Annotated in this window: 21 protein-coding genes; 2 read left to right on the top strand and 19 right to left on the bottom strand. The window is 56.8% G+C overall.

Annotated elements, in window-relative coordinates; all coding sequences use genetic code 11:
* From ASD12_RS11095 to iolG, 12 genes are all read right to left on the bottom strand, one after another.
* Positions 1 to 989: acetoin dehydrogenase dihydrolipoyllysine-residue acetyltransferase subunit (locus tag ASD12_RS11095; RefSeq protein WP_056585315.1), on the bottom strand; the 989-nt coding region annotated here is incomplete at its 3' end.
* Between the two features lie 6 nt (positions 990 to 995).
* Entirely contained in the window at positions 996 to 2,003 is a 1,008-nt protein-coding gene (locus ASD12_RS11090; RefSeq protein ID WP_056585313.1) for an alpha-ketoacid dehydrogenase subunit beta, read from the bottom strand.
* 12 nt (positions 2,004 to 2,015) lie between these two features.
* Positions 2,016 to 2,543: a thiamine pyrophosphate-dependent enzyme gene (locus tag ASD12_RS35730; RefSeq protein WP_280139550.1), complete on the bottom strand. Its 528-nt coding sequence runs from the start codon at positions 2,541 to 2,543 to the stop codon at positions 2,016 to 2,018.
* Complete coding sequence (locus ASD12_RS35725; RefSeq protein WP_280139549.1) at positions 2,540 to 3,055, bottom strand: thiamine pyrophosphate-dependent dehydrogenase E1 component subunit alpha; 516 nt, start codon at positions 3,053 to 3,055, stop codon at positions 2,540 to 2,542. Before ASD12_RS35725 ends, ASD12_RS35730 begins: the two co-directional genes overlap by 4 nt.
* A gap of 130 nt (positions 3,056 to 3,185) precedes the next feature.
* Positions 3,186 to 4,229, bottom strand: a complete 1,044-nt coding sequence (locus tag ASD12_RS11075) for an ABC transporter permease (protein ID WP_056585311.1) — start codon at positions 4,227 to 4,229, stop codon at positions 3,186 to 3,188.
* Complete coding sequence (locus ASD12_RS11070; protein ID WP_056585309.1) at positions 4,226 to 5,764, bottom strand: sugar ABC transporter ATP-binding protein; 1,539 nt, start codon at positions 5,762 to 5,764, stop codon at positions 4,226 to 4,228. The genes ASD12_RS11075 and ASD12_RS11070 overlap by 4 nt, the downstream gene beginning before the upstream one ends.
* A gap of 188 nt (positions 5,765 to 5,952) precedes the next feature.
* Positions 5,953 to 6,936, bottom strand: a complete 984-nt coding sequence (locus tag ASD12_RS11065; protein ID WP_056585341.1) for a LacI family DNA-binding transcriptional regulator — start codon at positions 6,934 to 6,936, stop codon at positions 5,953 to 5,955.
* Positions 6,937 to 6,996: 60 nt separating this feature from the next.
* Positions 6,997 to 7,884: a sugar phosphate isomerase/epimerase family protein gene (locus ASD12_RS11060; protein ID WP_056585307.1), complete on the bottom strand. Its 888-nt coding sequence runs from the start codon at positions 7,882 to 7,884 to the stop codon at positions 6,997 to 6,999.
* Between the two features lie 72 nt (positions 7,885 to 7,956).
* Entirely contained in the window at positions 7,957 to 9,123 is a 1,167-nt protein-coding gene (locus ASD12_RS11055; RefSeq protein WP_056585305.1) for a Gfo/Idh/MocA family oxidoreductase, read from the bottom strand.
* A gap of 336 nt (positions 9,124 to 9,459) precedes the next feature.
* The gene (locus ASD12_RS11050; RefSeq protein WP_056585303.1) at positions 9,460 to 10,479 is read right to left on the bottom strand and encodes a cyclase family protein; all 1,020 of its coding nucleotides are present in this window, start codon (positions 10,477 to 10,479) and stop codon (positions 9,460 to 9,462) included.
* A gap of 212 nt (positions 10,480 to 10,691) precedes the next feature.
* Positions 10,692 to 11,654: a Gfo/Idh/MocA family oxidoreductase gene (locus tag ASD12_RS11045; RefSeq protein WP_056585339.1), complete on the bottom strand. Its 963-nt coding sequence runs from the start codon at positions 11,652 to 11,654 to the stop codon at positions 10,692 to 10,694.
* A 44-nt stretch (positions 11,655 to 11,698) separates the two neighbouring features.
* Positions 11,699 to 12,700: an inositol 2-dehydrogenase gene (gene iolG, locus ASD12_RS11040; protein ID WP_056585302.1), complete on the bottom strand. Its 1,002-nt coding sequence runs from the start codon at positions 12,698 to 12,700 to the stop codon at positions 11,699 to 11,701.
* Positions 12,701 to 12,980: 280 nt separating this feature from the next.
* Between iolG and ASD12_RS11035 the strand changes: the two genes are divergently transcribed.
* Positions 12,981 to 13,964 (top strand): LacI family DNA-binding transcriptional regulator, encoded by a 984-nt coding sequence (locus tag ASD12_RS11035; RefSeq protein ID WP_056585337.1) that lies wholly within the window; start codon positions 12,981 to 12,983, stop codon positions 13,962 to 13,964.
* 836 nt (positions 13,965 to 14,800) lie between these two features.
* Positions 14,801 to 15,349, top strand: coding sequence for a GNAT family N-acetyltransferase (locus ASD12_RS11030; protein WP_056585300.1), 549 nt, complete (start codon positions 14,801 to 14,803; stop codon positions 15,347 to 15,349).
* 274 nt (positions 15,350 to 15,623) lie between these two features.
* Here the strand turns inward: ASD12_RS11030 and ASD12_RS11025 are convergent, their stop codons facing one another.
* From ASD12_RS11025 to ASD12_RS10995, 7 genes are all read right to left on the bottom strand, one after another.
* Positions 15,624 to 16,562, bottom strand: a complete 939-nt coding sequence (locus ASD12_RS11025; protein WP_056585335.1) for a substrate-binding domain-containing protein — start codon at positions 16,560 to 16,562, stop codon at positions 15,624 to 15,626.
* 52 nt (positions 16,563 to 16,614) lie between these two features.
* Positions 16,615 to 17,157 (bottom strand): hypothetical protein, encoded by a 543-nt coding sequence (locus ASD12_RS34065; protein WP_156398575.1) that lies wholly within the window; start codon positions 17,155 to 17,157, stop codon positions 16,615 to 16,617.
* A gap of 241 nt (positions 17,158 to 17,398) precedes the next feature.
* Positions 17,399 to 18,775: a malonyl-CoA decarboxylase gene (locus ASD12_RS11015; protein WP_056585333.1), complete on the bottom strand. Its 1,377-nt coding sequence runs from the start codon at positions 18,773 to 18,775 to the stop codon at positions 17,399 to 17,401.
* Positions 18,776 to 18,874: 99 nt separating this feature from the next.
* On the bottom strand, positions 18,875 to 19,342 hold the full coding sequence (locus ASD12_RS11010; RefSeq protein WP_056585298.1) for an OB-fold domain-containing protein: 468 nt from the start codon (positions 19,340 to 19,342) through the stop codon (positions 18,875 to 18,877).
* A complete protein-coding gene (locus ASD12_RS11005) occupies positions 19,333 to 20,466 on the bottom strand; it encodes a hypothetical protein (RefSeq protein WP_056585297.1) in 1,134 nt (377 codons plus the stop codon). The genes ASD12_RS11010 and ASD12_RS11005 overlap by 10 nt, the downstream gene beginning before the upstream one ends.
* A gap of 4 nt (positions 20,467 to 20,470) precedes the next feature.
* A complete protein-coding gene (locus ASD12_RS11000) occupies positions 20,471 to 21,670 on the bottom strand; it encodes a CoA transferase (RefSeq protein WP_056585295.1) in 1,200 nt (399 codons plus the stop codon).
* A gap of 78 nt (positions 21,671 to 21,748) precedes the next feature.
* The gene (locus ASD12_RS10995) at positions 21,749 to 23,350 is read right to left on the bottom strand and encodes an ABC transporter substrate-binding protein (RefSeq protein ID WP_156398574.1); all 1,602 of its coding nucleotides are present in this window, start codon (positions 23,348 to 23,350) and stop codon (positions 21,749 to 21,751) included.
* Positions 23,351 to 23,531: the final 181 nt, after the last annotated feature.

Below are 23,531 nucleotides of genomic sequence, written 5' to 3'. Positions count from 1 at the left end.
ACCGGCACGACCTGGTCCTGGTCGCCCCAGATGAGCAGCACCGGGCACGGCAGTTTGGCGAGCTTGTCGCCGATCGCCTGGCGCTGGCCATTGTCGTCGGCAATGATGTCGGCGATGGCGGTGAGCGCTTCCGGCACGCTTTCGAGGCGCTTGAAGCGCAGCGTGCCCTCGACCATGTCGCTGGTGATCTTGGAGGGATCGGCAAACAGGCGCTCGAGCACGCTCTGGAGCGGACGCCGGCGCTCGGCGGCGATGAAGTCGGTGAGGAAGTCGCGGCTCATCGTCTTGCCAAGGCCGATCGGCGCGATCAGCGTCAGCGAGGCGACGCGGGCCGGCTGATTGGCGGCGATGGCTGCCGCGACGGCGCCGCCGAAGGAATGCGCCACCAGATGGATCCTGCCGGGCGCCACCGCCTGCAGCGCACCCTCGACGGCGGCAACGATCCTGGCCAGAAGGTCATCGCCCACGATCGGCGAAGAGCCGCCATGGCCAGGCAGGTCGACGGCGATGGTGTGCAGCGTTTCCGAGACTGCCGCCTGGTTGAACAGCCAGGTCGACAGATCGCCGCCGAAGCCATGCAGGAAGACGACCGCCTCCTCGCCCGCCAGTCCCGCCTCCAGCACATTGACCACGCCCTCGCCCACGCTGATGGCGCGGGGCGCGACAGCGCCCTGACCATCCTCGGACGAGACGAGCCGGTCGGCATAGCTGGCGATGAAGGCATCGATCTCTTCTTGCGTGGCGGTCTCGTCGGTGATGACGCCGGCAAGCGCGCCAACCGGCGCGGTCGTTCCCTCCTGCAGCACGATCTGCCTCAGGATCCCGCTTGCCGCCGCCTCGACAACATTGGTGACTTTGGTGGTTTCGATCTCGAGCAGTTCCTGGCCGTGGGCGATGCTGTCGCCTTCCTTGGCCATCCATTGGGTGATGGTGCCCTCGATCATCGTCATGCCCCACTTGGGCACGGTCACGGCCTCGATCAGCGACATCTGAACCTACCTCCTGACGATCGAAGTCGCCGCCTTCGCCACGGCCGCGGCCGTGGGGATGTAGGCGTCTTCCAGATTGGGTGCGTAAGGGACCGGCGAATGGGGGGCGGTGACCAGCTTGATCGGCGCCTTGAGCGCATCGAAGCATTTGTCGGCAAGCAGCGCCGAGATGTCGGTGGCCACGCTGCAGCGCGGGTTTGCCTCATCGACGATGACGACGCGCCCGATCTTCTCGGCGAAGTCCAGCAACGTATCCTCATCGAGCGGAGAGGTGGTGCGCGGATCGATGATGCAGGCCGAGATGCCCTCCGCGGCGAGCTTGCGGGCGGCCTCCTCGGCGACGCTGACCATGCGGCCGAGTGCGATGATCAGCACATCCTTGCCATCGCGCGCCACCCGCGCTTCGCCGAAAGGAATGGTGTAGGCGCCGTCCGGCACCTCCCCCATCGTGTCGTAGAGCATCTTGTGCTCGAGGAAGATGACGGGATCGTCGTCCCGGATCGCCTGCAGCAGAAGCCCCTTGGCATCATAGGGCGTCGACGGCATGACCACCTTGAGGCCGGGGATGTGGGTGAAGATCGAATGCAGCGCCTGGGTGTGCTGCGAGCCGGAGCGGCTGCCGGCGCCATAGGTGGCGCGGATGACCATCGGCGTCCTGGCGCGGCCGCCGAACATGTAGCGGAACTTCGCTGCCTGGTTCATGATCTGGTCGAGGCACACGCCGGCAAAGTCGACGAACATGATCTCGGCGATCGGCCGAAGCCCGGTCAGCGCAGCACCCGCGGCCGCGCCGATGAAGGCGGCCTCGCTGATCGGGGTGTCGCGGATGCGCTCCGGCCCGAACGCGCCCAGCAGTCCCTTGGTGACCCCGAACGCACCGCCCCAGGCATCCTTCACACCGGTGGCGCCGGCGCCGCCGGTCAGATCCTCACCCATCATGATGACGCGCGGGTCGCGCGCCATCTCGAAATGCAGCGCTTCGTTGAGGGCTTGCCGAAAGGATTTTTGTGCCATTGTCCGCAGCCCTCACAAATACTTCACGTAGACATCCGCCGTCAGCGCCGACAGCGGCGGGAACGGGGCTGCCCTTGCCGCGCTGACGGCGTTGTCGATTGCGGCTTCAACGTCCTTGTCGACCGCGTCGAGCTCGGCCGCCTCAAGCAGCGACACCTCATTCACGCGCCTGCGGAAATTGACCAGGCAGTCGCGCTCCTGGCGCATGGCCTTCTTCTCTTCGGGCGTGCGATAGGTGTCGGGGTCGCCGCTGTAGTGGCCATAGTAGCGCGGCACATGGATATGCAGCATCGTCGGGCCGCCGCCCGCGCGAGCCCGCTCCACCGCCTCACCTGCCGCGCTGTAGACGGCAAACACATCCGTTCCGTCCACCTCGATGCTGGGGATGTCATAGCTTTCGGCGCGCCGGGTGAAGCTGCCCGCCGAGACAWGYKCATTCGCCGTYGCCTCGCCAAAGCCGTTGTCCTCGATCGCGAAGATGATCGGCAGGTTCCAGATCTTGGCAAGGTTGAAGCTCTCCGACATCACCCCTTCGTTCATGGCCCCGTCACCGGCAAAGGCGACCGCGACCTGCCGGCTGCATTCGCCGTCGCCTCGCCAAAGCCGTTGTCCTCGATCGCGAAGATGATCGGCAGGTTCCAGATCTTGGCAAGGTTGAAGCTCTCCGACATCACCCCTTCGTTCATGGCCCCGTCACCGGCAAAGGCGACCGCGACCTGCCGGCTCCCCAAAAGCTTGATGCTCAGCGCCGCCCCGCAGGTGATCGGCGCGCCCGCCGCCACGATCCCGTTCGCGCCAAGCATCCCCTTGCGAAGATCGGCAATGTGTTGAGATCCACCCTTGCCGCCGCAGGTGCCGCTGGCGCGGCCAAACAGCTCCGCCATCATGCCGTCGATGTCGACGCCCTTGGCAATGCTGTGACCGTGGCCACGATGTGTCGAGGAGATATAGTCATCATCCTTGAGCTGGAAACAGATGCCAACCGCGCTCGCCTCCTGGCCGGCATAGAGATGGGTGCTGCCCGGAATGTCTCCGGTCCCCATCTCATCCATCACCCGCCATCACCCGCTCCTCGAACCGGCGGATCGTCCGCATCGTTCGATAGATCTTGAGAAGTTCGTCGTGCGACAATTGTAGCGCTGACATTGATTCCTCGCCGATAGTGTTTCGATAAAAATGAATTCAGGCCTTGGTCTTTCGCGAGCGTCGATATTGGTCGACGGCGACCGCAAGCACGATGATGGCTCCCTTGATGACCTCCTGGTAATAGGAGCCTACCTTCAGGAAGGTGAAGCCAGACATCATGACGCCGAGGATGATCGTGCCGATCACGGTGCCGGTCATGCGTCCAACACCTCCCGCCAGCGATGTGCCGCCAATCACCGCGGCCGCGATCGCATCAAGTTCGTAGCTCGTTCCCATCGCAGCCTGGGCCGAGGCTGCGCGGGCTGCGGTCACAACCCCAGCAAGCCCCGATAGCAGCCCGCATACGATGTAGACCTTGATGAGATGGGCTCCGATGTTGATGCCCGATACGCGCGCCGCCTGCGGATTGGCCCCAATCGCGTATGTGAACTTGCCGTATCGGGTGTATCGAAGGGCGATGTGACCCAAAAAAGCGACGACAAGAAAAATGATGACCGGCAACGGTAACGGGAAGCCCAAGATATTGAAGCTGCGGCCGAGCCAGGTGAACTCGGGCGTGAGCAACGCAATCGGCTGTCCATTTGTGTACCACTTGGCCAGGCCCCGAGCTGCGACCATCGTACCGAGCGTTGCAATGAACGGCGGAATGTTCGTTTTGGCGATGAGCAGTCCGTTGATGGTGCCGATAAGCAATCCCACGAAAAGCCCGGCCAAGATCGGCCAAATTGGCCACAGGTCCGTAAGTGCCGGATAAACGGCACGCATGTCCGTGGAGCTCTGCGCGAGAGAAGCAGATGCCATGGCCGCGAGACCAACGACTGAACCTGCCGACAAGTCGATGCCGCTGGTGATAATCACCTGAGTCATTCCGACCGCGATGATGCCAATCACCGAAACCTGCAGGATGATGATCGATAGCCGTTGCTGGTTGGCAAGAAACGACGAGCCAACGAAAATCCAGCCCAAGACCTCGAAGATTAGGGCGATACCAACAAGCACGCCCAAGATCGAGAGCTCGCTTGACAGTTTGCGCCTTTTGGGAGCTTTCGCCGGTGAGGTGGCGTCCTGTAGCAAAGTCATTGTGCTGCCATCTCCATAATCTTGACTTGGTTGGCTTCTGCGCGCTCGAGCATGCCTGACATGCGGCCCTGACGAACGGTCATGATACGATCGCTCATCCCCAGGATCTCGGGCATCTCAGACGAGATCATGATCACCGCCACGCCTTGGCCGGCGAGGTCGGAGATCATTCGGTGGATCTCCGCCTTGGCACCCACGTCGATGCCGCGTGTTGGCTCATCGAGGATCAGAATACGGGGCTTTGTCAGAAGCCAACGGGCGATCAATACCTTCTGTTGGTTGCCTCCAGAAAGGTTCAATATCGGCTCGCTCATATCCGGGGTCTTGACGCGCAATGCCTGCGTCATTGCCTCGCAATCGCGAGAAAGCCGATCTTCCTCCACGAAACCATAGCGGACGTAGCCACTGCGCAGCGACGCCACTTGAGCGTTCTCCTGGATGTCCAGGAGCAGGAAGCAGCCCGTTTCCTTGCGATCTTCGGTCAGAAAGGCCAGCCCATGCTGCATGGCAATTGCTGGAGAGGTCACGGAGACTGTCTTGCCTTGGATTTCGATGGTGCCGGAACTCGCTGGCGTAACACCAAAGATGGTTTCCGCTATATTGGACCGGCCTGCGCCTACCAGGCCTGCTATCCCGAGTATCTCGCCGGCCTTCAGATCGAAACTGATGCCTTCGAATACACCTTTGAGAGCAAGATCACGCACACGCAGAACAACCCCGCCAATTGGCACCGTCTGCTTGGGGAACATCTGCGAAATTTCACGACCGACCATCATACGAATGATGTCGTCGCGCGTCAGGTCACTGGCAGGTTTCGTTGCGATATATTTGCCGTCTCGGAACACCGAAACCTCGTCGGCGATCTCGAACAGCTCATTCATTTTATGCGTGATGTAGATGATGCCCTTGCCTTGGGCTTTAAGGGTGCGGATGATTTCAAAAAGGTGCTCGACTTCACGCTCGGTGAGCGCGGACGTAGGCTCGTCCATGATCAACACGTCGGACTCATAGGAAACCGCCTTGGCGATTTCCACCATCTGGCGATTGGCCACGCTGAGTTTGCCGACTTCGACCTCGGGATCGATTGGGATATTCAGTTGCTTGAACAATGCATCGGTCCTGCGTCGCAGCTCACGATGGTCGATGAATCCGAAAGCGGTCCTCGGTTCGCGGCGGATCCAGATGTTCTCGGCAACTGTCATCGGATTCATCAGGTTGAGTTCCTGATGGATCATGGCAATTCCGTTCTCCAGCGCGTCGAGCGGCGATGAGAGGCGGATCTCCTGGTTGCGCAGTTTGAATGAGCCCGCGTCAGGCGTGTAAATCCCGGCAATGATTTTCATCAAAGTGGATTTGCCGGCTCCATTTTCCCCCATCAGGGCATGAACCGTGCCCGGCCTTAGACGCAGCTCGACGTTGTCGAGAGCAAGTACACCAGGGAACTCCTTGCGAACCCCTGTGACGTCTAGAAGGTATTCCGAACCTGGAACAGCGTCGCTTTCGCGAATCGCCTGAACCGTGGATGGACTAAGCATCGAAGTCTCCTCCTCAAACTCCGGGTGACAAAAGTGTCGCGCTAGCAAGCGAACCGACTATTCCACCTTTTCCGAAAGCTCCCGCAAAAAACATAACCTTCAAAGACATCTTCTATCGTTTGCAGTTATTCTATTTTAGCATTACCATTCGGCTCAGAATCGGACAATAGCCGATTTATATTTATGCTCTAAGCTGAAAGACGAATTTGTAACTTAAACGGCAAGATTACGCTCTTGCCTCGCGCGCCTTCATTCGGCTTCTCGATCAGCCTCGCAATTGCCGGCCCGAAGTCAAAGGCCGGTACTTTGACGGTGCTAAGCCAAGGCGCGAGCCATTCATTGAGCCTGTTGTCGTCAAATCCAAAGATGACAAGATCTTCGGGAACGCGAATTTTCATCTCCGCAGCGGCGCGATAGACACCGTAGGCGATCATGTCATTTCCGCAAAAAACCGAGTAGCGGCGACTGCGGTCGGACAGAAAATTCTTAGCCTGCTGATAGCCGGCTTCCATCTTGTACGAACTCTCAAGCTGGAGAACACTTGATCCGCTCAGCCCGGCGAGAAAGCCTTGCAGACGTTCCATGCTGCCCGACGATGGGCGAGGACCGTGGATAGCAACAGGGTTCTGGTATCCACGCTCGGAGAAATAGCGTCCGACGGCAACGCCTGCGGCGTAGTTGTCAATTCCAACATAAGGCACCGAGATGTCTTCGGCCGGCCGCCGGTTGACAAAGATGAGATTGTTGCGGCGCGCGGCCATCTCGCGCAACCGCGGCGTGTCAATCGCACCTTGTAGTATCACTGCTCGTGCACGTAGTCCCTCGGCGTCGGCCAACAAGCGATCCTGCTGGTCTCCATTCTCCGATGCATTGGCGAGCACCATCGAAAGCCCAAGGCCATTGAGCGATTGCTCAACGGATGCCGCAACGTCAGCCGTAAATGGATTGGTTGCATCTGGCACCAGCATCATCACAACGCTGGTGCGGGCCAGGCGCAGAGATCGCCCGATCTCGGAGGGTGTGTAACCTAACGCCTGCGCAGCCTGACGCACGCTCTCGATAGTCTCGGGAGCAAGCACGCCCTCCTTTCCCGAGAAGAACCGGGAGACGGTCGCCGTCGACAGGCCTGACAGGCGTGCCACGTCGCGTATCGTAGGAGGCTTTTTGGTCATCCCGATGAACTCGACCTCAGAGCAATTCCGCAATGCGTTGCATGGTTCTAGAAGCAACGATTACACGTGACGCGATGAAGCACTGCCGTTGCCAGACGTGATCGATTTGTTAGCAGCATCCACGAGTGGCTTAAGATATTCCAGCGACACCCGCGCCACCCAGTCAGGTTCGATTCCGCGCTGATGGAAGCCGCATTCCATCGACAGATATCCGTCGAAGCCAGTTTCATGCAGCGCCTGGATCAGTGCGGGAAAGTCGCCCCGTCCTTTGCCTGGCGGCAGGCGATTGTTGTCCGAGGCATGGATGTGGACCAGGTCTTTGCCCATGGCGTAGACGTAGTCAGTCATCACTTCCTTTTCGGTGATGACGTGATGGCTATCGAACATCAAACGGACATTTGGTTCGCCGACGTCTTTCATCATGTCGATCGTGTTGTCACATGTGTTGACAATGTTGCTGTCTTCCGGCGTGGGTTCGATGACAATCTCGACGCCAAGATCCCTTGAAAACTTAGCTATCTCGCGGATCGCTTCGGCAGCCCAATCCCATGCCTGACGATATGTTGTGCCGAAAATGTACCATCCCGGCAGACAAATCAGACGCTTGCCACCCCAGTCCGCGGTAAGCTGAGCCATTTCCTTATAGTGATCGATCGCCCAACGACGCTCCTCGGGGATCGGTGACGCAACATTGTTGCCTGGCCCCCCACCATGAGCTGGCAGCATTGCAGCCAACTCCATTTCGTAGTCCTTGAGCATCTGCCCGAGATCCTTTCGGCGTTGCTTGCTCAGCGTCGGGGGAAAGACGTGAGGGCTCGCCGCGCCAATCTCGATCGCGTCATAACCAATCTTCTTGACGCGTTTGATGGTCTCTTCGAGCGTGTAGGCGGGCAACCATGTTGGGTTGCTCGCATAAGGCCAGGTGTGCATCGCAAGCTTGATCGTCATGTAAGTCTCCGATCTTTAAAGAAGGGCCGCCCGGCATCCCTGCACAGAGACCCGAAATCGCGGAAATGCGGATTAGCTGGCTGTCGGTTGGGGCACCTGTTCCCAAGCGCCGCTTTCGCCTGAAGCGAGGATAGCCTCAGCTACGCGTTCGATTTGCAGTCCATCTTCGAAGTTCGGTGCCGCCGGCTTCTTTTCGGCAATGGCCTTGAGGAAGTTATACCATTCGATTGACTTGATATCGATATAGCCTTGGCCCATACCCGCTACCGGCCACAGCAAATCTCCGTAAGGCTGATTGGGGCCAGAATAGATGGTCCGGAAGCCGAATGCATCGGGAGCGTCGTCGGCGAAGGCGACACGAAGCTCGTTGAGCCGCTGATAGTCGAATGCGATCGTGCCGCGCGTACCAACGATCTCGAAGCCCAGTTGGTTGTGATGGCCGTAGGCGTTTCGCGTCACTTCGATGGTGCCGAACACGCCATTGGTGAACTTGACCATCGTCAGCGCGTGATCATCAACGTCCACTTTGCCCATTTCCTTTGACGCTTCGCCGCGCTGACCAAAGAAATGGCCGGCCGGCAGGGGACGCTCGGACACGAAAGTCTTGACGATCGAGTTGACTGCCTCGACCTCGCCCACCAGGAGGCGGGCCGCGTCAATCACGTGCGTGCCAATATCACCAAGCGTGCCCGAACCCGCCTTCGCCTTGTTGAAGCGCCAGGAAAGCGGGGCCTTGGGATCCGCACCCCAATCCTGCAGGTAGTAGCCGCGGAAGGTCAGCAATTTGCCAATACGGCCCTCGTCGATCAGCCGCTTGGCCATCTGGAGTGCCGGCGTATGCCGGTAGTTGTATGACACCATGGTCACAACACCAGACTTCTTGGCCTCGGCCAACATTTCCTCCGCTTCGGCGACACTCATCGCCATCGGCTTTTCACACATAACGTGCTTGCCGGCCTTGACCGCCGCAATTGCAATTGCCGCATGCGTGTCGTTCGGAGTGCAGATGTCCACTATGTCGATATCAGGACGCGCCACCACTTCGCGCCAATTGGTGCTGAATTCAGAAAATCCATATTGTTTGGCGGCGTTTTTGGCGAGCGTCTCCTCGACATCAACAATTATGCGGCGCTCGATCTCCACTGGAGCCCCAAACAGCATTGGCACCACCGCGGTGGCGATGGAATGGGCCTTGCCCATGAACCCTGTGCCGATCAACGCAACGTTTAGCTTTTCCAACGCAAGTCCCCTGTCTGTTCGGCCGCAATCGCCATCAACTATGCCATATGGTGAGACGCCTCCCAGATCGATCGATCCTCTCTCCAGAAGCCGTGTAAACGTATACATCACCAAAAAGTCGCTAATGTCAACGATTACATTTGCTGCGCCGCATCATCAGAGTTTGGGCCAGTGACGGGCCTGTACCCCGCTCCAAGCGGTTCAGTCTGGCGGCTTTGGCAAGGGTATTCACGCCGTTCGGGGCTCGCCGAGGGCTCCCGCATCACGGCCACTAGCAACACCTCCGGCGGCTTCAGGAGAATGGCCTAGCATCGAGCATCTTTGGCCTTCGGCAGCTCACACCGTCGCTACCGGCGTCAACGGCGAACCAAAGGAACCCGGCAGCCTCAGCGGAGGCGCAGTCAGAAGGAACCGCGATCGACCATTTGCACGAAGCCATGAGTTCAGTGGCGAGAGCAGCCACAGCTCGCCCAGATGAATACCGAGCTCCACGATGCAACGCCTATGGAGTGGAAGCGCGGGAAAGCGTGTGCTTCCATCTGAACTGCTCGTCTGAAAGCCTTCGACGGCGAAGTTGTCGGCAATGATTGCGGAGATTCCGCTTGAGTCGATCCATTGAAGAAGCCGCTCGTCCGCGCCATCGAGGACACTGTGGGATTCGTGAAGCAGGTGCGTATCCAAACTGTCTTTGCGGTCCACCACCGCCGTGCTCCAGCCGGTGTGTATGCAAAGCATGTCACCTTGTTCCACAACCACCTTGTCCCGGTCCATAATCCGCATCAGATCATCATAGCCGACGAACTTGCGATTCGACCCAAAGCGGGAAAACAGGTCGACCATTACACCGCGGCCCTGCACGCATGTCTCCGCCATGTTCTCGATCCCGAGGCGCCGAGCCCCTGCGCCGCCTTCCGCATTTGGTCCTACGATATCAAAGCCGCCCCGATATCCGTTGTAATAGATGACTTCGGCAATGCCATCGTCATCAGCATCGAACTCATAGCCAATATGCCCGAGCGCATCCCATTGCGTTGAATACTGCGTGAAGAGCGTTACCGCGTCATCGCTGCCGATATCGTTCCAATCGGGGTTGTCGCAACAGAAGGGAAAGTTAACGAAGGGGCGCCCTCCTTTGTTAGCGATTGTGCGTGAAGGAGGAAGCCTGTTCGAAACCAGTAGATTGCCACCTGGCAGATCGAGAGGCACACTGAGGCAGAATGCCAAGCCTTCAATCACCTCCCTGGCTGCCATCCGTCGACACTGGGGTGTAATAAGATTAAGCCGGCCAATCTGATCATCTTCGCCAAAATCACCCCAGTTTGAATTCTCAGGGCGCACTTTCCAGCGTTTTACCATGCTATCCTCGATAGAGCGGTCAACATTAAAAGATCATTCACCGGTCGCGGCGGCGTAAAGCGCCAAACAACGGCACGTAGCCCTTGCATCTAAGCTTCCCAATCAGATCGATGTCGCACTGCTCGCTAACGACAACAAAAGGCGAGTTACTTGTCCGGTGGGCGAACCGGCAGAGATGCCTAATTCATGAAATTCCACCCCTGGTCTGCGCGTCATTGGTACAAGATTTCGATACGACGCTTTTCTACAAGCGACTGACGCGCAGCATCCAAAATGACCGCGGCGTCATATGCGTCGTCAAGCGTCGACAATGGTTGCCGGCCTTTTCCCAGGCACTCGTTCAAGAAGTAAGTCTGCACCTGCAGGAAACTGTCCAAGTAGGTGGCGTCGTCCCAAAACGGCAGCTCCGGTTCACCCAATTTCGTGACATCCCAAGGGACAACACCGCTTCCTTCCATGCCGATAATCTTGAAGTAGCACGACCACGGCTCCCGGCTTCGATCATCCGCCGAGAAGCTCCCCCACAGATTTGCTATTTTTCCGTCCGCATACTCGGCCGTGACCATGAGCTGGTCGTGAGCGGATGGGTCTTCGAAATGGACGCTCGTCCCGGTCGCGTAGACGTGGGTAGGGCGGCCCAGGAAGTAAAGCATGCAATACGCATGATGGATCATGAGCTCACGCATCGTCAGATCGGGCGCCCCGATCGAGGAATCGTGCCGCTTGTTGTAAATCGCCCAGAAGTTGACGATCTTGCCCAGCCGGCCATTCTCGATATGGGCGTGCAAACGCCGCATAGTCTCTGCATAGATGTAGTTGTGTGAGGGCATGCAGACGCGCGAATTGGCACTTGCAATTTCAGCAAGCTCGCGAATCTCCGACGATCTTTCGCAAAGCGGCTTTTCCAACAGGACATGCTTGCCCGCCTCCAACGCTCGCTTTGCGAATTCAAAGTGGGAAGCCGTGCTTGTCGCAACGAGCACCGCATCAACCTCTTTGTCGGCCAACAAGTCATCGATGCTGGCGTATGCAACGCCGCCAAAGCGGCTGCAGAACGTCTGCGCCCGCGAGGAGGAACGGTTCCACCCGCCCGCAAATATTTCAGGGCTGATCTGCTTCAATGCGTGAACGTGAAGCTCGGCGACCCGCCCGAGCCCTATGATCCCCATTTTCATCTGGCAGGTTCCCTCGTTTGACAGCATGTCATCGTCTCGGCAGCTCAACTGGCCAATGACGGGACCTCGATTGGACGCCCCTCTGCCTGGGACTGCGTGGCCGCGTCGGCTATCAATTGGGCTCTCAAGCCATCTTGGGCATCAGGCTTCGGTTTACGGCCTGCGAGGATTGCTTCGACAAAGTGCTGCATTTCAGCCAGATACGCCGCCCCAAATCGCTCAAGGAAAAAGGCCTCTGCCCTCGCAGTCGTAAACCCTCTGCTTGTGGCACTCTCCACGCCATTCTCTAAGACATTCGCGGCGCGTAGCATGCCCTTCGAGCCGTGGACCTCCAATCGCTTGTCATATCCGTACGTCGCCCTGCGGGAATTGCTGATCTGGCAAATACGACCCGAGGCAGTTGTTAAAATGACTGCGGCGGTGTCGACATCGCCGACGTCCTTGATCGCGGGATCCACCAGGGTTGATCCAACAGCAAACACCTTTGTTGGCTCTTCCCCGAGTACAAATCGCGCCATGTCGAGGTCATGGATCATCATGTCCCGGAACAGGCCTCCCGATCCTTTCAAATAGGAGATCGGTGGGGGAGCCGGATCGCGTGAAATGATAGAGACTGTTTCCACATCGCCAATTTCGCCCTCGGCGATGCGTCGTTGGAGGGCCCCAAAATGTGGGTCGAAGCGTTGGTTGAACGCCGTCATAAACGGAACGTCGGCATCTTCCACCGTCTTGATGCAAATGCGCACCTTTTCCGATGAAAGATCTATAGGCTTCTCGCAAAAGATTGCCTTCCGGCCGCCTGCAGCCAAGTGGACCATGTCGTAATGCGTATTTGTCGACGTGGCGATCACTACGGCGTCGACGTCGTCCGCAGAGAAGATGGCCGATACATCGCGCACTTCTACCCCGAAGCGCTCACCCAATGCTCGCGCTGCTTCAGAGGAAACATCTGCAACCGCAACAAGTCTGGCGTTAGCTATGCGCTGAATGGAGTTGGCATGAATCTGGCCGATTCGCCCGCACCCCAGAACTCCCAAGCGTAGCATGAGCAACCTCATCCACATAAAACAACCGACGCACACCCTGAATGATAACGTTTACATCCGCCATGTCAACGTTTGCATATCGAATGATTGGGGCAAAAAGGGACCAAGTGCGTCGACACCTGGTCGGCATTCAAATATGATCTCGCAACTCCCGCGTTAGTGCCCAAATGATTCACCAACGCAATCACCTCTCAAATGCTTCAATGTCGCGAGTCGCTTGGCGGCGTTTAGGAAATTCAACTAAGCTCATTTCGCGGAAATAATCCTCATGTCGAGCCTTGTGTCGAAGCCACCAACAGTTCACGACGTTGCGCGACTTTCGGGTGTTTCTACAGCTACGGTTTCTCGTTATTTTGGAGGCAAGGCGGACGCCTTGGCTCCGAAAACGCTCGAGAGCGTGCGCAAGGCCGCAGAAGCTCTTGGCTACACGCCATCCGAAGTCGGACGTTCACTCCGGCTTGCGCGAAGTCGCGTTGTCATGATGATGGTCCCAGACGCTACGAACACGTTTACGATCGACGTAGCCGCGTCAGCTGAACAGGCCCTGAAACGTTTCGAACTGTCCATGGTGCTCGCCAATTCTGCTGAAGATCCCGATCAGCAGGACCGGCTTCTGATGGATGCGTACGGGCTTCGCGCAAGGGCAATCATCCTACAGGGCGCCATAGATACACCCCAACTTCGCTCAATGGCTGCACGGCACGACAACATAATATTCGTCAATCGCCGCCCCCCGCCTGGAATCGTTGCTCCTTATGTTGGTATCGACAACTACGCTGCCGGCTTGGCAGTTGGTCGTTACTTTATCGAGCAAGGGTACGAAAATTGCGTGGCGATTTCCGGACCCCACTACTATTCCGGCAGCAGCGAGCGGCTTGAAGGTTTTCTTGCCGGCCTCGGGAAGAAGAAGCCGCTGTTCAAATTTGAAAGCCAGTTCACCATGGAAGGAGGCTATCAGTGCGGCAAGAAACTGCTTGCAGGTCGCCAGCGACGTTACGCGGTCTTTTGTGGAAACGATATGATTGCCTACGGCCTACATCGAGCCGCGATGGAGCGTGGACTGGATGTACCTGAAGACCTGATCATATTTGGATTTGACGATAACAGGATGAACGATTGGTTGGCTCCCTGGCTGTCCACGGTACAGGTCTCAGCTACCGATTTTGGTCCGGCCATCGCCAATCTTGTTGGCTCTCCCTCTTTGGAAAACAGGGGTGCGAGTTTCATTTTGCCCTTCAGATTGAAGGTTCGAACATCGGGATAATCGCTTACGGCTGCGGAAACAGCCGGCGCGCTGGCACGCATCTTACTCCCTACGTATTGACCTGCCATTGAACTTTCATCCCGCGGCGATTAGAGCGAACCGATGACAGCACAGTTGTCCATGCTGCCCACATGCATCACGCTGGTCTCGGCATGGTTCGGCAGGGGGTTGGCCAAACATCTCTATGACCCCCGGGGCGTTCGGCTGTTAGTTACTTGACGCGAGAGCTTCCCAACGCGATCCCTCGGGTTCCATGGCTTGGCGACAACACCGGAACCCAAAACGAGTCATTCATCCAGGAGAGCAGGGAATGTGATTTACGTGCGGGGATCAAGCTGCTTTTTGTCGCTTGGATAGTCGTTACACTTAGTCCGATAGTGGGCAGCATTCGATATACTGCAACTTCATTTCCGGTCAGCAGCCATGAACAGCCGTAACCTCTACAACTTGTTCTCTCGTCTTCGTCAGCCAGCTAGCAACCTAGCCATCTTTGGCTTTATTATTATTGTCATTATCTATCTAGCAATCAATATATTTTTAGCCCCCTAACCAACAGCACAGATCTGAGCTGGCGACCCATAGGGTTTGAGCAGAAGACACAGCGCCAAAGGATCAGGATCCTCCGCGAGCCCGACGTGATGGAGGCATCGAAATGGAGCACCTCGCTCGGCGGGGAGCAGGGTTGCTAATCATGAGCCGGGCAAACCCGATGGGCGTCGGCCATGGTCACCGAGAGGATGACGTGCTGCAGGCTGGCACCCTTAGGGTCGAGACTCAATCAAAGCCAGAACGCTATTATGGTAGCGAGGGTGAGCCGATTCGCTTGGAGAGAGTGTATGATCGCGACGGACCGGCTGAAGCTCAGGCCCTGGCGAGAGGCGGATAAGCCCCTGTTGGGCGTTATCCACGCCGATCCGGAGGTGATGCAGTTCCTCGGCGGCACGAAGACCGCCTCTGAGACCAGCGACGTCGTTGAACAACTGATGCGGCTTTCCGAAGTCGGCGAGCCGATTTTCTGGGCTGCCGAGCGTATCGGCGACGGGGCGTTGCTCGGCGCGGTCGGCCTGCATCGCCTCGGGACCGATTTTCCTTTCGGCCCGGCCCTGGAGGTGGGCTGGCGGCTTGCTCGCGACCATTGGGGCAAGGGTTATGCGACCGAAGCCGCTCGCGCAGCCCTCGACTATGCATTCGGCAGCCTGGATGCGCCGCGCGTGTACGCATTCACCGCATTGGCGAACAAGCGGTCCGAAACCGTCATGCAGCGGTTGGGGATGAAGAAAGTCGAGGGCGGCGAATTCGCTCATCCTGACCTGTTGCCGATCGATCCGAGCTCGATGCACATGCTGTATGTCGCCGAAAGGACAGTGTGGCAGTCGGGTATCTAGCGCCACCAAGGCAATAGCCAAGGTAAAGAGCGCGGGATTGCCATGAAGCCGGGGGGACATCTCAGTGCGCGTCGCTGATCAACTGCCTCGGCACCTCGTACGCCACCGAAGCTCAACGCATAACTCTAGACGGAAATGATCCGCGAAGGGCCGAAGGGATGCCGCGTGCGGTTCCGATGGAACCACACGCAACACGCATTAACCATCTCCCAGGTGGTTCCGAGCGGCAGTTTTGTGCTGTTAGGCGCAATGAACAACTGCCGCATTCCTCCACCTAGTTCTTGCTCAGATACTTCTCAACGTTGGTGGGATTCACCAGTTCAAAAGGTATCCATACGGGAGACGAAACTTTTTCACCTTTGGCAAGCTTGATAGCCGCATCCACCGAGCCGGCTCCTTGCCCAATAGCATCCTGGAAAACGGTGACGTCAAGATCGCCACTCTGCATGTAGTGCATGGCTTCCTGTGTAGCGTCGATCCCGCCCACAACAACGTCTTTCATGTCCCATCCGGCGGCCTTCATGGAATTGATTGCGCCCAAAGCCATTTCGTCATTGTTGGCGAGAACTGCCGCTGGTTTGTATCCAGCTGTAATCCAATTGCTCATCAGGTCCTGCGCCTTGACCGGGTCCCAATTCGCAGTCTGCTCATCGATGACCTTCATGAAGTTGCAATCTGGCGTAGCAATAACATCGTGAATGGCTTTGCTGCGCATCACTGCGGCGTGCTGAGCCAAAATTCCCTGGATAATGAGAATTCCTGCGTCTTTAGTCTTTCCCTCATCTTTCAGGATGCGACAAATCTCTTTCGTTTCAATCGTTCCGGCCTCAATTTCGGCAGACCCAATAAATGCCGCTTTGGGACCGAGGGCTTCGAGATCGTCGGGCGTATTGTTTACGTAGACCAACGGGATCCCGGCATCTGCCGCCATTTTTGTAATCGCCGGTGAAGAAGAGCTCTCCACGACGTTGACAACTATCGCATCGACCTTTGCAGCGATGAAATTCTGCACCTGGGACAGCTGCTTATTAACGTCAGCTTCCGCGAATTCGATCTGAAGTGGCTGATTGGTCTTGGCTGCTTCGCTTTTCATTCCCTCGACCATGACGGCCAGAAAAGAGTCGGTGTGAGAAATGGCCACACCGATATCGCCAGCCAGTGCAGGCGACGCCCCGACTACCATCGCCGCGGCTCCAATGATCATTTGCTTCATTTGTTTCATTTGTTTCTCCCCTTCTTCACGGGCGTCCGGTAGCACCCGAGGTTTAGTCCGGACCGTCCACCTGTTGGAGGACATTTGCATGCCGACGAACAAAAGTGCCCGTCTCGCGGCGCCAGCGTTTAGGAGGCTCGCGAAAGGATGTTAACGTATACAACACAACTTTGTGATCGATGTCAACGATTACATCGCCGAAAGAATGGTCGGGTGGCCAGGAGAAGATTCGACCATCATGCCGGATCTTGCCGTCGAACTGGCTGCTGTTGCAGGTGCCCAGATCGCTCCCGGTTCGATCTCGCGCTGGGTCATCAGGAACGGTTACCGCTTCAAAAGAAGCGCTCGCGGATCGTCGCGTGCGTTTTGGAATGCTGGAATTCTCGAACGGACAGAGATACGGTTGCTTGTAATGGAGATTTACAACGAGAAATTCCGCCTGGTCCGGTCCGTCCGCTTCGCCCGGAAGACGCAAACCGCCTCTGAAAGGATCCGCGTCCGTCGTCTCGCGCACGCCTTCGGCGAGTGCGGAACAAAGCGTTTCACCGCCTTGCAGCTCTCCGCAACGATCCGCGCCTTCTCCTCGAGAGGCCACTCGCGTCGCCGGCCAGAGCCTGTGAACACCTCGAACCGGCGCACCGGCTCCAAGTCGCTCGACTTAAGCGTAAGCGCTGAAATCCTCATATGTCGAAGCCTTCAAGGGCTCCGAACATCCTTTTTCACGCCGAAAAGGTGCCGTTGGCACAGCGCTTTCGAAGCACAGACGTCGGGCACCCCTGTTCCCAAGTGGCAATTTCATGCCGTTGGGACGCCTCGCGCGTAAAAGAACGGCATTCTTACAATACGGAAGCTCGCTCCCGCCGCGTTGACGATGGACGCGGTCTCGAGGATTTCATCGTTCGAACAAGTTTGTTCACATGACTCGATGCAATAACCTCATTTCGTTCAGCGAAAGCTTCATGATTAGTTTCGATTCCGTAAAGGTCGTATAAGTAATTCACCATGACGCCATAAGACTCGCTCAAGCCTCGTTCCGACCTGTTGGCGTCTACGTTTATCCTTTCAAGCCTTGCGCCATTTCCCAAATGGAAACGCGCCACAGGGTCGATGATAGTTCCGGTGTCGGATCGTGCCCCAACCAGATAATATGCGGCAAGGCGCGCCAGTAAATCGTTGCGCCGGGATTTGCCGCCTTGGTTGCCGCGATATCGTGCTACGTTCAGACTGAGCAGATCCGCCTGATCTTCGGCAGACAATTGGATACAATCGGACCCCGTGTCCAATGACTGAAGCCAGCGCGCGAAACCCGGAAGAGGAGAAAGCGTCACGAACGTTTCAAGTCCGGGAAGCTCGTGCTTCAGGTTCTCCGCGACAGCCTTGATCAGGAAGTTACCGAAAGAGACGCCGCGCAAGCCTTCCTGACAGTTCGATATGGAGTAAAAAACAGCGGTTTTGGCCGCCGATGGCGGCAATACACTCCGGTCAGCGCTGAGCAGGCTGTCGATGCGACTTGGTATATCCACTGTAAGCGCAACCTCTACAAAGATGAGCGGTTCATCCACCAATTGGGGATGGAAGAACGCGAAACAGCGTCGATCGGCTGGTTCGAGCCTCCGACGCAAATCCTCCCATCCATCAATTTCATGAACGGCTTCGTATCGAATGATTTTCTCCAAAACGTTTGCAGGGGAACGCCAGTCTATGCGCTCCATTGTTAGAAAACCGCGATTAAACCATGAGGCAAAAAGGTACTTGAAAGCGCTATCTAACTCCTCGAGTTCGCGATCTCCTTTCATTGCCTCGAAAAGTGCCTCGCGCATCCGCACCAGCAAGAGTGTGCCGCCAGGAGCAAGGTTGAGACGTTGCAACAATTCCTGGATCCGGGGCTGTGACGCGCGATGGAGAGCAGCCGTATTTGCCAGATCTGGGCGCTCCCGATAGGCATCGATAGCCCTGGCGCAATGCGCCTGATCAGCTCCAAATTGGTGTTGAAGCATCTTGAAGAATGCTTGGCGGCCCGGGGCATCCAAGCGTTCCCAGTCGGCAAGAATAGCCTGCGCGAGTGCTATTCCCGATGCTTGCCCTCGACCGGACAAGAGATCTCTGCAGAGGCCTTCGGTTGACCTGGCGCTGCTACCTGGAACGGCGTCGAGGCCAATCAGCGCGCGGCCGCGTTCAGCAACACCATTGAGCAAACTGGACAGAAAATCCATACTGGAGGGCTCCTGGTCGATCACGGCTTGTGCCCTAAACCGGGCGGAGGTCACGAATGCTGCGCCTGCGTCCAAGGCGTGTCCCCGAGCCGAAGGACGCTACGTCTCCAACCGGGATCGCTCTTTACCCAAGAGAACGAAACCCGGAATATGCACGTCATCCGACAAACGGACCGGCTTGAATTTCATTGTCATGTCGCACTGAAGCTCTTCAACTGAAGTATCGGCATCTAGAGAGCCTAGCATTCGAACGCCCTCCTCAATCTCGACCATCAGAACCGTATAGGGCGACGCCAAGGGATATCCAGGATAATAGCTTCTATGAAACGTTACCCACGACCACAGCCTTCCCGTCCCACTTGCCCTGTGCCAGCTGTACGCGGCAGTGCATTGCGGGCACGTTTCCTCCACTGGCGGATAAACAAAACTGCCGCAGGGCTCGCATTTTTGTATGTGCAGTTCGCCGCGGTGCAGCCCGCTCCATAACGGTTCTGCCCAACTCTCGGTTTGCGGCAGAAACTGTTTCGAAATGTCGAGTTCGGCGGTGTCTGTCTCGTTTAGCGCCATAGGACACAGCCTCCAGCGGTTGGTGCGGCATACATGAAAGCAGCGACATTGGCCTGACTTACCTGCAGGGCTCCGGCTTCGTTGCGTAGCTGCCTTACCGCGTTCGCCAGAAGGTTCATTCCCTGCATGTAGGATTCGGAAGTGTGCCCGCCCCCTGTGTTTAGCGGAAGGCTGCCATCGCGCCGGATCTGGCCGTCACGAACGAAATCTGCCGCCTCGCCTCGCCCTACAAAGCCGAACCCCTCCAACGCAAAGAGAACTGAGGGCGTATAGTTGTCGTAGACTTCCGCGATATCAACGTCCTTCGCTGTCACGCCGGCCATCGCAAACATCGATGTTGCTGCGGATCTGCATTGCTGGAAGTAAAAATCCTCGGCGCTATAATGAACCGTAGGATAAGTCGATGAAGCAAAACCGCCAACGACCACGCCGCGATTGCCGGAAACGTCGGACGTTCTCCGGATCACAATAGCAACTGCGCCGTCATTCACCATACAATAATCAAACAGGCGCAGCGGTTCAGCGATCAGTTTGGATGCGAAATATCCATTTTCTGTCAAAGGCTTACGAAAGACCGCAACGGGATTGAGAGTGGCATTGGCTCGATTAGAGATGGCGACACTCGACAGCGCGGTCGAGCAATCGCCGTATTCGTAACTGTATCGACGTACCATCATTGCCGAGTGAGACGCTGGCCCACCCATTGCATGCATCATTTCGAATGCGGAGTGCCCTCCTGGTGCTCCGGAATCCGAATAGGTTGCCAACTTGGAAAGTGCCAGGACGACGACAATGGTGTTTGCTGAGTTTGAATGAAGGTACTGTGCGGATAGTTCAAGCGCAGGCGCGATGTACCTGCCGCCATAGGGATAGTCCATCGTGAGCCTGAGATCACTCAACCCCATACGCAATGCAACTGACTCAGCCGAAACGCTCATCGCTATCAGGCCATCGATCTCACCAGCCTCGGTGTCTGCATCCTCCAACGCCATCTTGATGGCGTGTGTCGCGAGCTCCGTTGGGGATCGCTTATTTCCCAATTCCTTGAGTTCGTTAAAGTTTGACGTCGCAACTCCAGCAATTGAAGCCACGCCGCTCAGTCTGTTCCGGCTCTCGGCAGACATTCGACTAACTTCTCTCCTTCCTGGAAAGAAGCTGCTCCCGGACCTCATTTGTATGCTCACCCAGTTGAGGCGCTCGCGTGTGACCGTCGATTGGTGTTCCCAGAAACCTCACCGGCGTGCCGGCAACCGAAACCTTCTTTGATGATCCTGGATGTTCGAGTTCGACGATCATGTTGCGGGTCCGCAGATGTGGATCCTCGAAAAGGTCATGCGCCATCTGGACGGGTCCCACAGATATCAAATGAGAAAGAGCCGCGACAATTTCGGCGCGAGTCCGAGTCTTGGTCCATTCAGTGACGACGTCGATTGCCGCCTGGTCGTTGGCCAGCCGTGCATCGGCCGTCGCGAACCTCGGGTCAGATGCGAGTTCCGGCTGGCCCATGGTCTTTGCAAGCGTTTGCCATTCATGATCAAAGGTCGCGGAAATGCAAATATAGCCGTCCTTGGTCGGCAGCGTATTATAGAGAGACCAAAGCGGATGGCTGTTCCCCGTCGATGTCGGAGTAACCCCAGTGTAGCCGTATTGGTATACAATTCTCTCGTTCAGCGAAACAATTGCATCGTACATGGCGACGTCGACATATTGACCTTTGCCCGTCATCTTTGCTGACAAGAGAGCACTCACAACACCAAATGCGGCCATGGCGCCGGGGAAAATATCACCAACGCCGGGGCCGGCCTTCATTGGCGGACCGCCCTGAGGACCGGTGATGCTCATGAGTCCACCCATGGCTTGCACTACGTAATCCATGGCCGGCCGGTTGTTGAGCGGCGTTTCGCCGCTTCTCGGATCCCCAAATCCACGCACTGACGCATAAACGATGGCGGGATTGATAGCCTGGATGATCTCATAGCTGAGGCCAAGACGATCCATCACGCCTGCCCTGAAGTTCTCGACAATCGCATCGCTTTGCTTGATAAGTTCAAAGAAATCCTCTTTCCCCTCAGGGGTTTTCAGATTGAGAACAAGGCTTCTCTTGTTTCGATTCACGCTTTGAAAATAGCCGCCATATGACTTAATTGCATCATCGTCAGGATGGGGACCAATCTTGCGGACCGGATCGCCAGTCGGATTTTCGACCTTTATGACATCTGCACCAAGATCAGCGAGCAGCATGGTGCAGTACGGACCTGCAAGCATCCATGTCATATCGAGGATACGAAGACCCTTAAGAGGGCCTCCCGATTTTACAGTGTCGTTCACAGGGCTATCTCACATTGTCGGTGTAGCGGTTGGAGTGACCCGGAAGTGCACCCAAAGCGCACCCCCGAAAGGCCATGATCAGGTCTTGAACCACCATTTGCGCGTGAGGCGGGCATCGTCCAGACGACGTTGAGCGCCGATCGGGCCATGTCCCATCCGGTCGGTGGAGCCGATCAGGAAGTTTGCAAAAGCCAACACGGTATTGCCCGCACCGTCGCGGACGATCCTTTGTGCCTCGTAATACATCTGGCGACGCTTCTGATCGTCTGCCTCTCCACGGGCGGAAGAAAGCAGCTTGTCCAAGGCTGGGCTGTTGAATCCGGAGTCATTAAACGGAGATTTCGAAGAGTATCCGTTCGTCAAGATCCAATCTGCCGTCGGCCGCGGATTCTGATAGGACGCACACCATGGTGTCTTCAGCCATACGTTCGAAAAGTACCCATCCGCAGGGACGGTCTTGACTTCGACATTTATGCCGACATCACGCAGTGTTGCCTGCATAAGCTGACCGTAAGCAACCGATCCGCTGACGATGCCATCACTGACCTTCAGTTCCAATACGCCACCACCGTAACCAGACTTTTTCGCATGGAATCGAGCCTTCTCGGGATCGAATTCTCTCTGCTCAAGATCGGGGTTATAGTATTGGTAATTTTTTCCGATGGGGTGATCGTTTCCAACGTATCCGTACCCGTACAATACCTTATCGACGATCTCCTGTCGCTTGATGCCGTACTTTATCGCCAGCCGCAGATCTTCGTTTGTAAACGGGTCCGCGTCGCAACGCATAGCCGTCAAGAAATGCTGTCCAGATGGAACGACCTCCAATACTTTTCCGCCAACTTTCGAAAGGCGCTTCGCAGTCTTCGGCTCGGGATTGCCGATCACGTCGGCAGCTCCGGTCATAAGGGCATTCGTTCGCGTTGCAGACTCGAGGACGCAGCCAACGTCGACGGAATCGAACCAGCCCTGATCTTCTCGATGGAAGTTCTGGAACTTCTTACCAATGAACCGGACACCAGGCTCGAAGCTTTCGATCATGTAAGGACCCGTGCCTCGACCCGGCTCGTTCCAGTTTGCAGTTCCCTCCGGTGCAACGAGCAGCGCGTAAGCGCTCAACTGGATTGGAAGGTCGCGATTGGCCTCCTTTTGGACGATAATCACCGTGTTACTGTCATCAGCGCGAATGGACTCGAAGTTCCCGACAATATTTCGTCCGTCACCATTCTTTGCGCCGGGCACCGCATGCTGGCTCAATGACCAGACAACATCACTTGCGGTCAGCGATTTGCCATTGTGGAATTCCACTCCTTTCTTGAGTTTGAACTCCCATGTGCGCCCATCACTCGATGAACTCCAGCTTTCCGCCAGATTAGATTGAACAGATCCCTCGGCGGTCGGAAAAACAAGCGTGTCATAGACAGAGCTCTGGACACAGGTGATATGGTCGGCGCCCGAAGACGCCTTCCCCTCCATTGTGTCGGTCGCACCGCCGCCGTCGCAGACAAGCCTCAACGTTCCTCCCTTACGTGGCGTCGACGCTACCTGTTGCGCCCAAAGCTGATCGGAAGCGTAGAGCGACATTCCTGCAGCCAGTGCGGTCTGCATAAATGTTCGACGAGAAAGTCCCGAGCCGAGAAACTGATCGCTTGATTTGCGGTCGCCTGCTGACTTTTCCATGATGTCAATCTCCGGAATTAAAGGGAACGCGAGGTAAAACGACGCCAGACTGTCTGAGAATGTGGCGGCCAAATTGGTGCGATAATCATGCCAGAGTGTAAAGTTTTTTCAACAACAATCGCGAAATTATTTACACTCTTTTGATGCTCAGAAAACGGCAGACACGGTTATTCGCGTTTCA

It is taken from the genome of Mesorhizobium sp. Root102 (assembly GCF_001425625.1).
In the GTDB taxonomy this organism is placed as follows: domain Bacteria; phylum Pseudomonadota; class Alphaproteobacteria; order Rhizobiales; family Rhizobiaceae; genus Mesorhizobium.
This window is presented reverse-complemented; position numbering and strand designations above follow the sequence as displayed.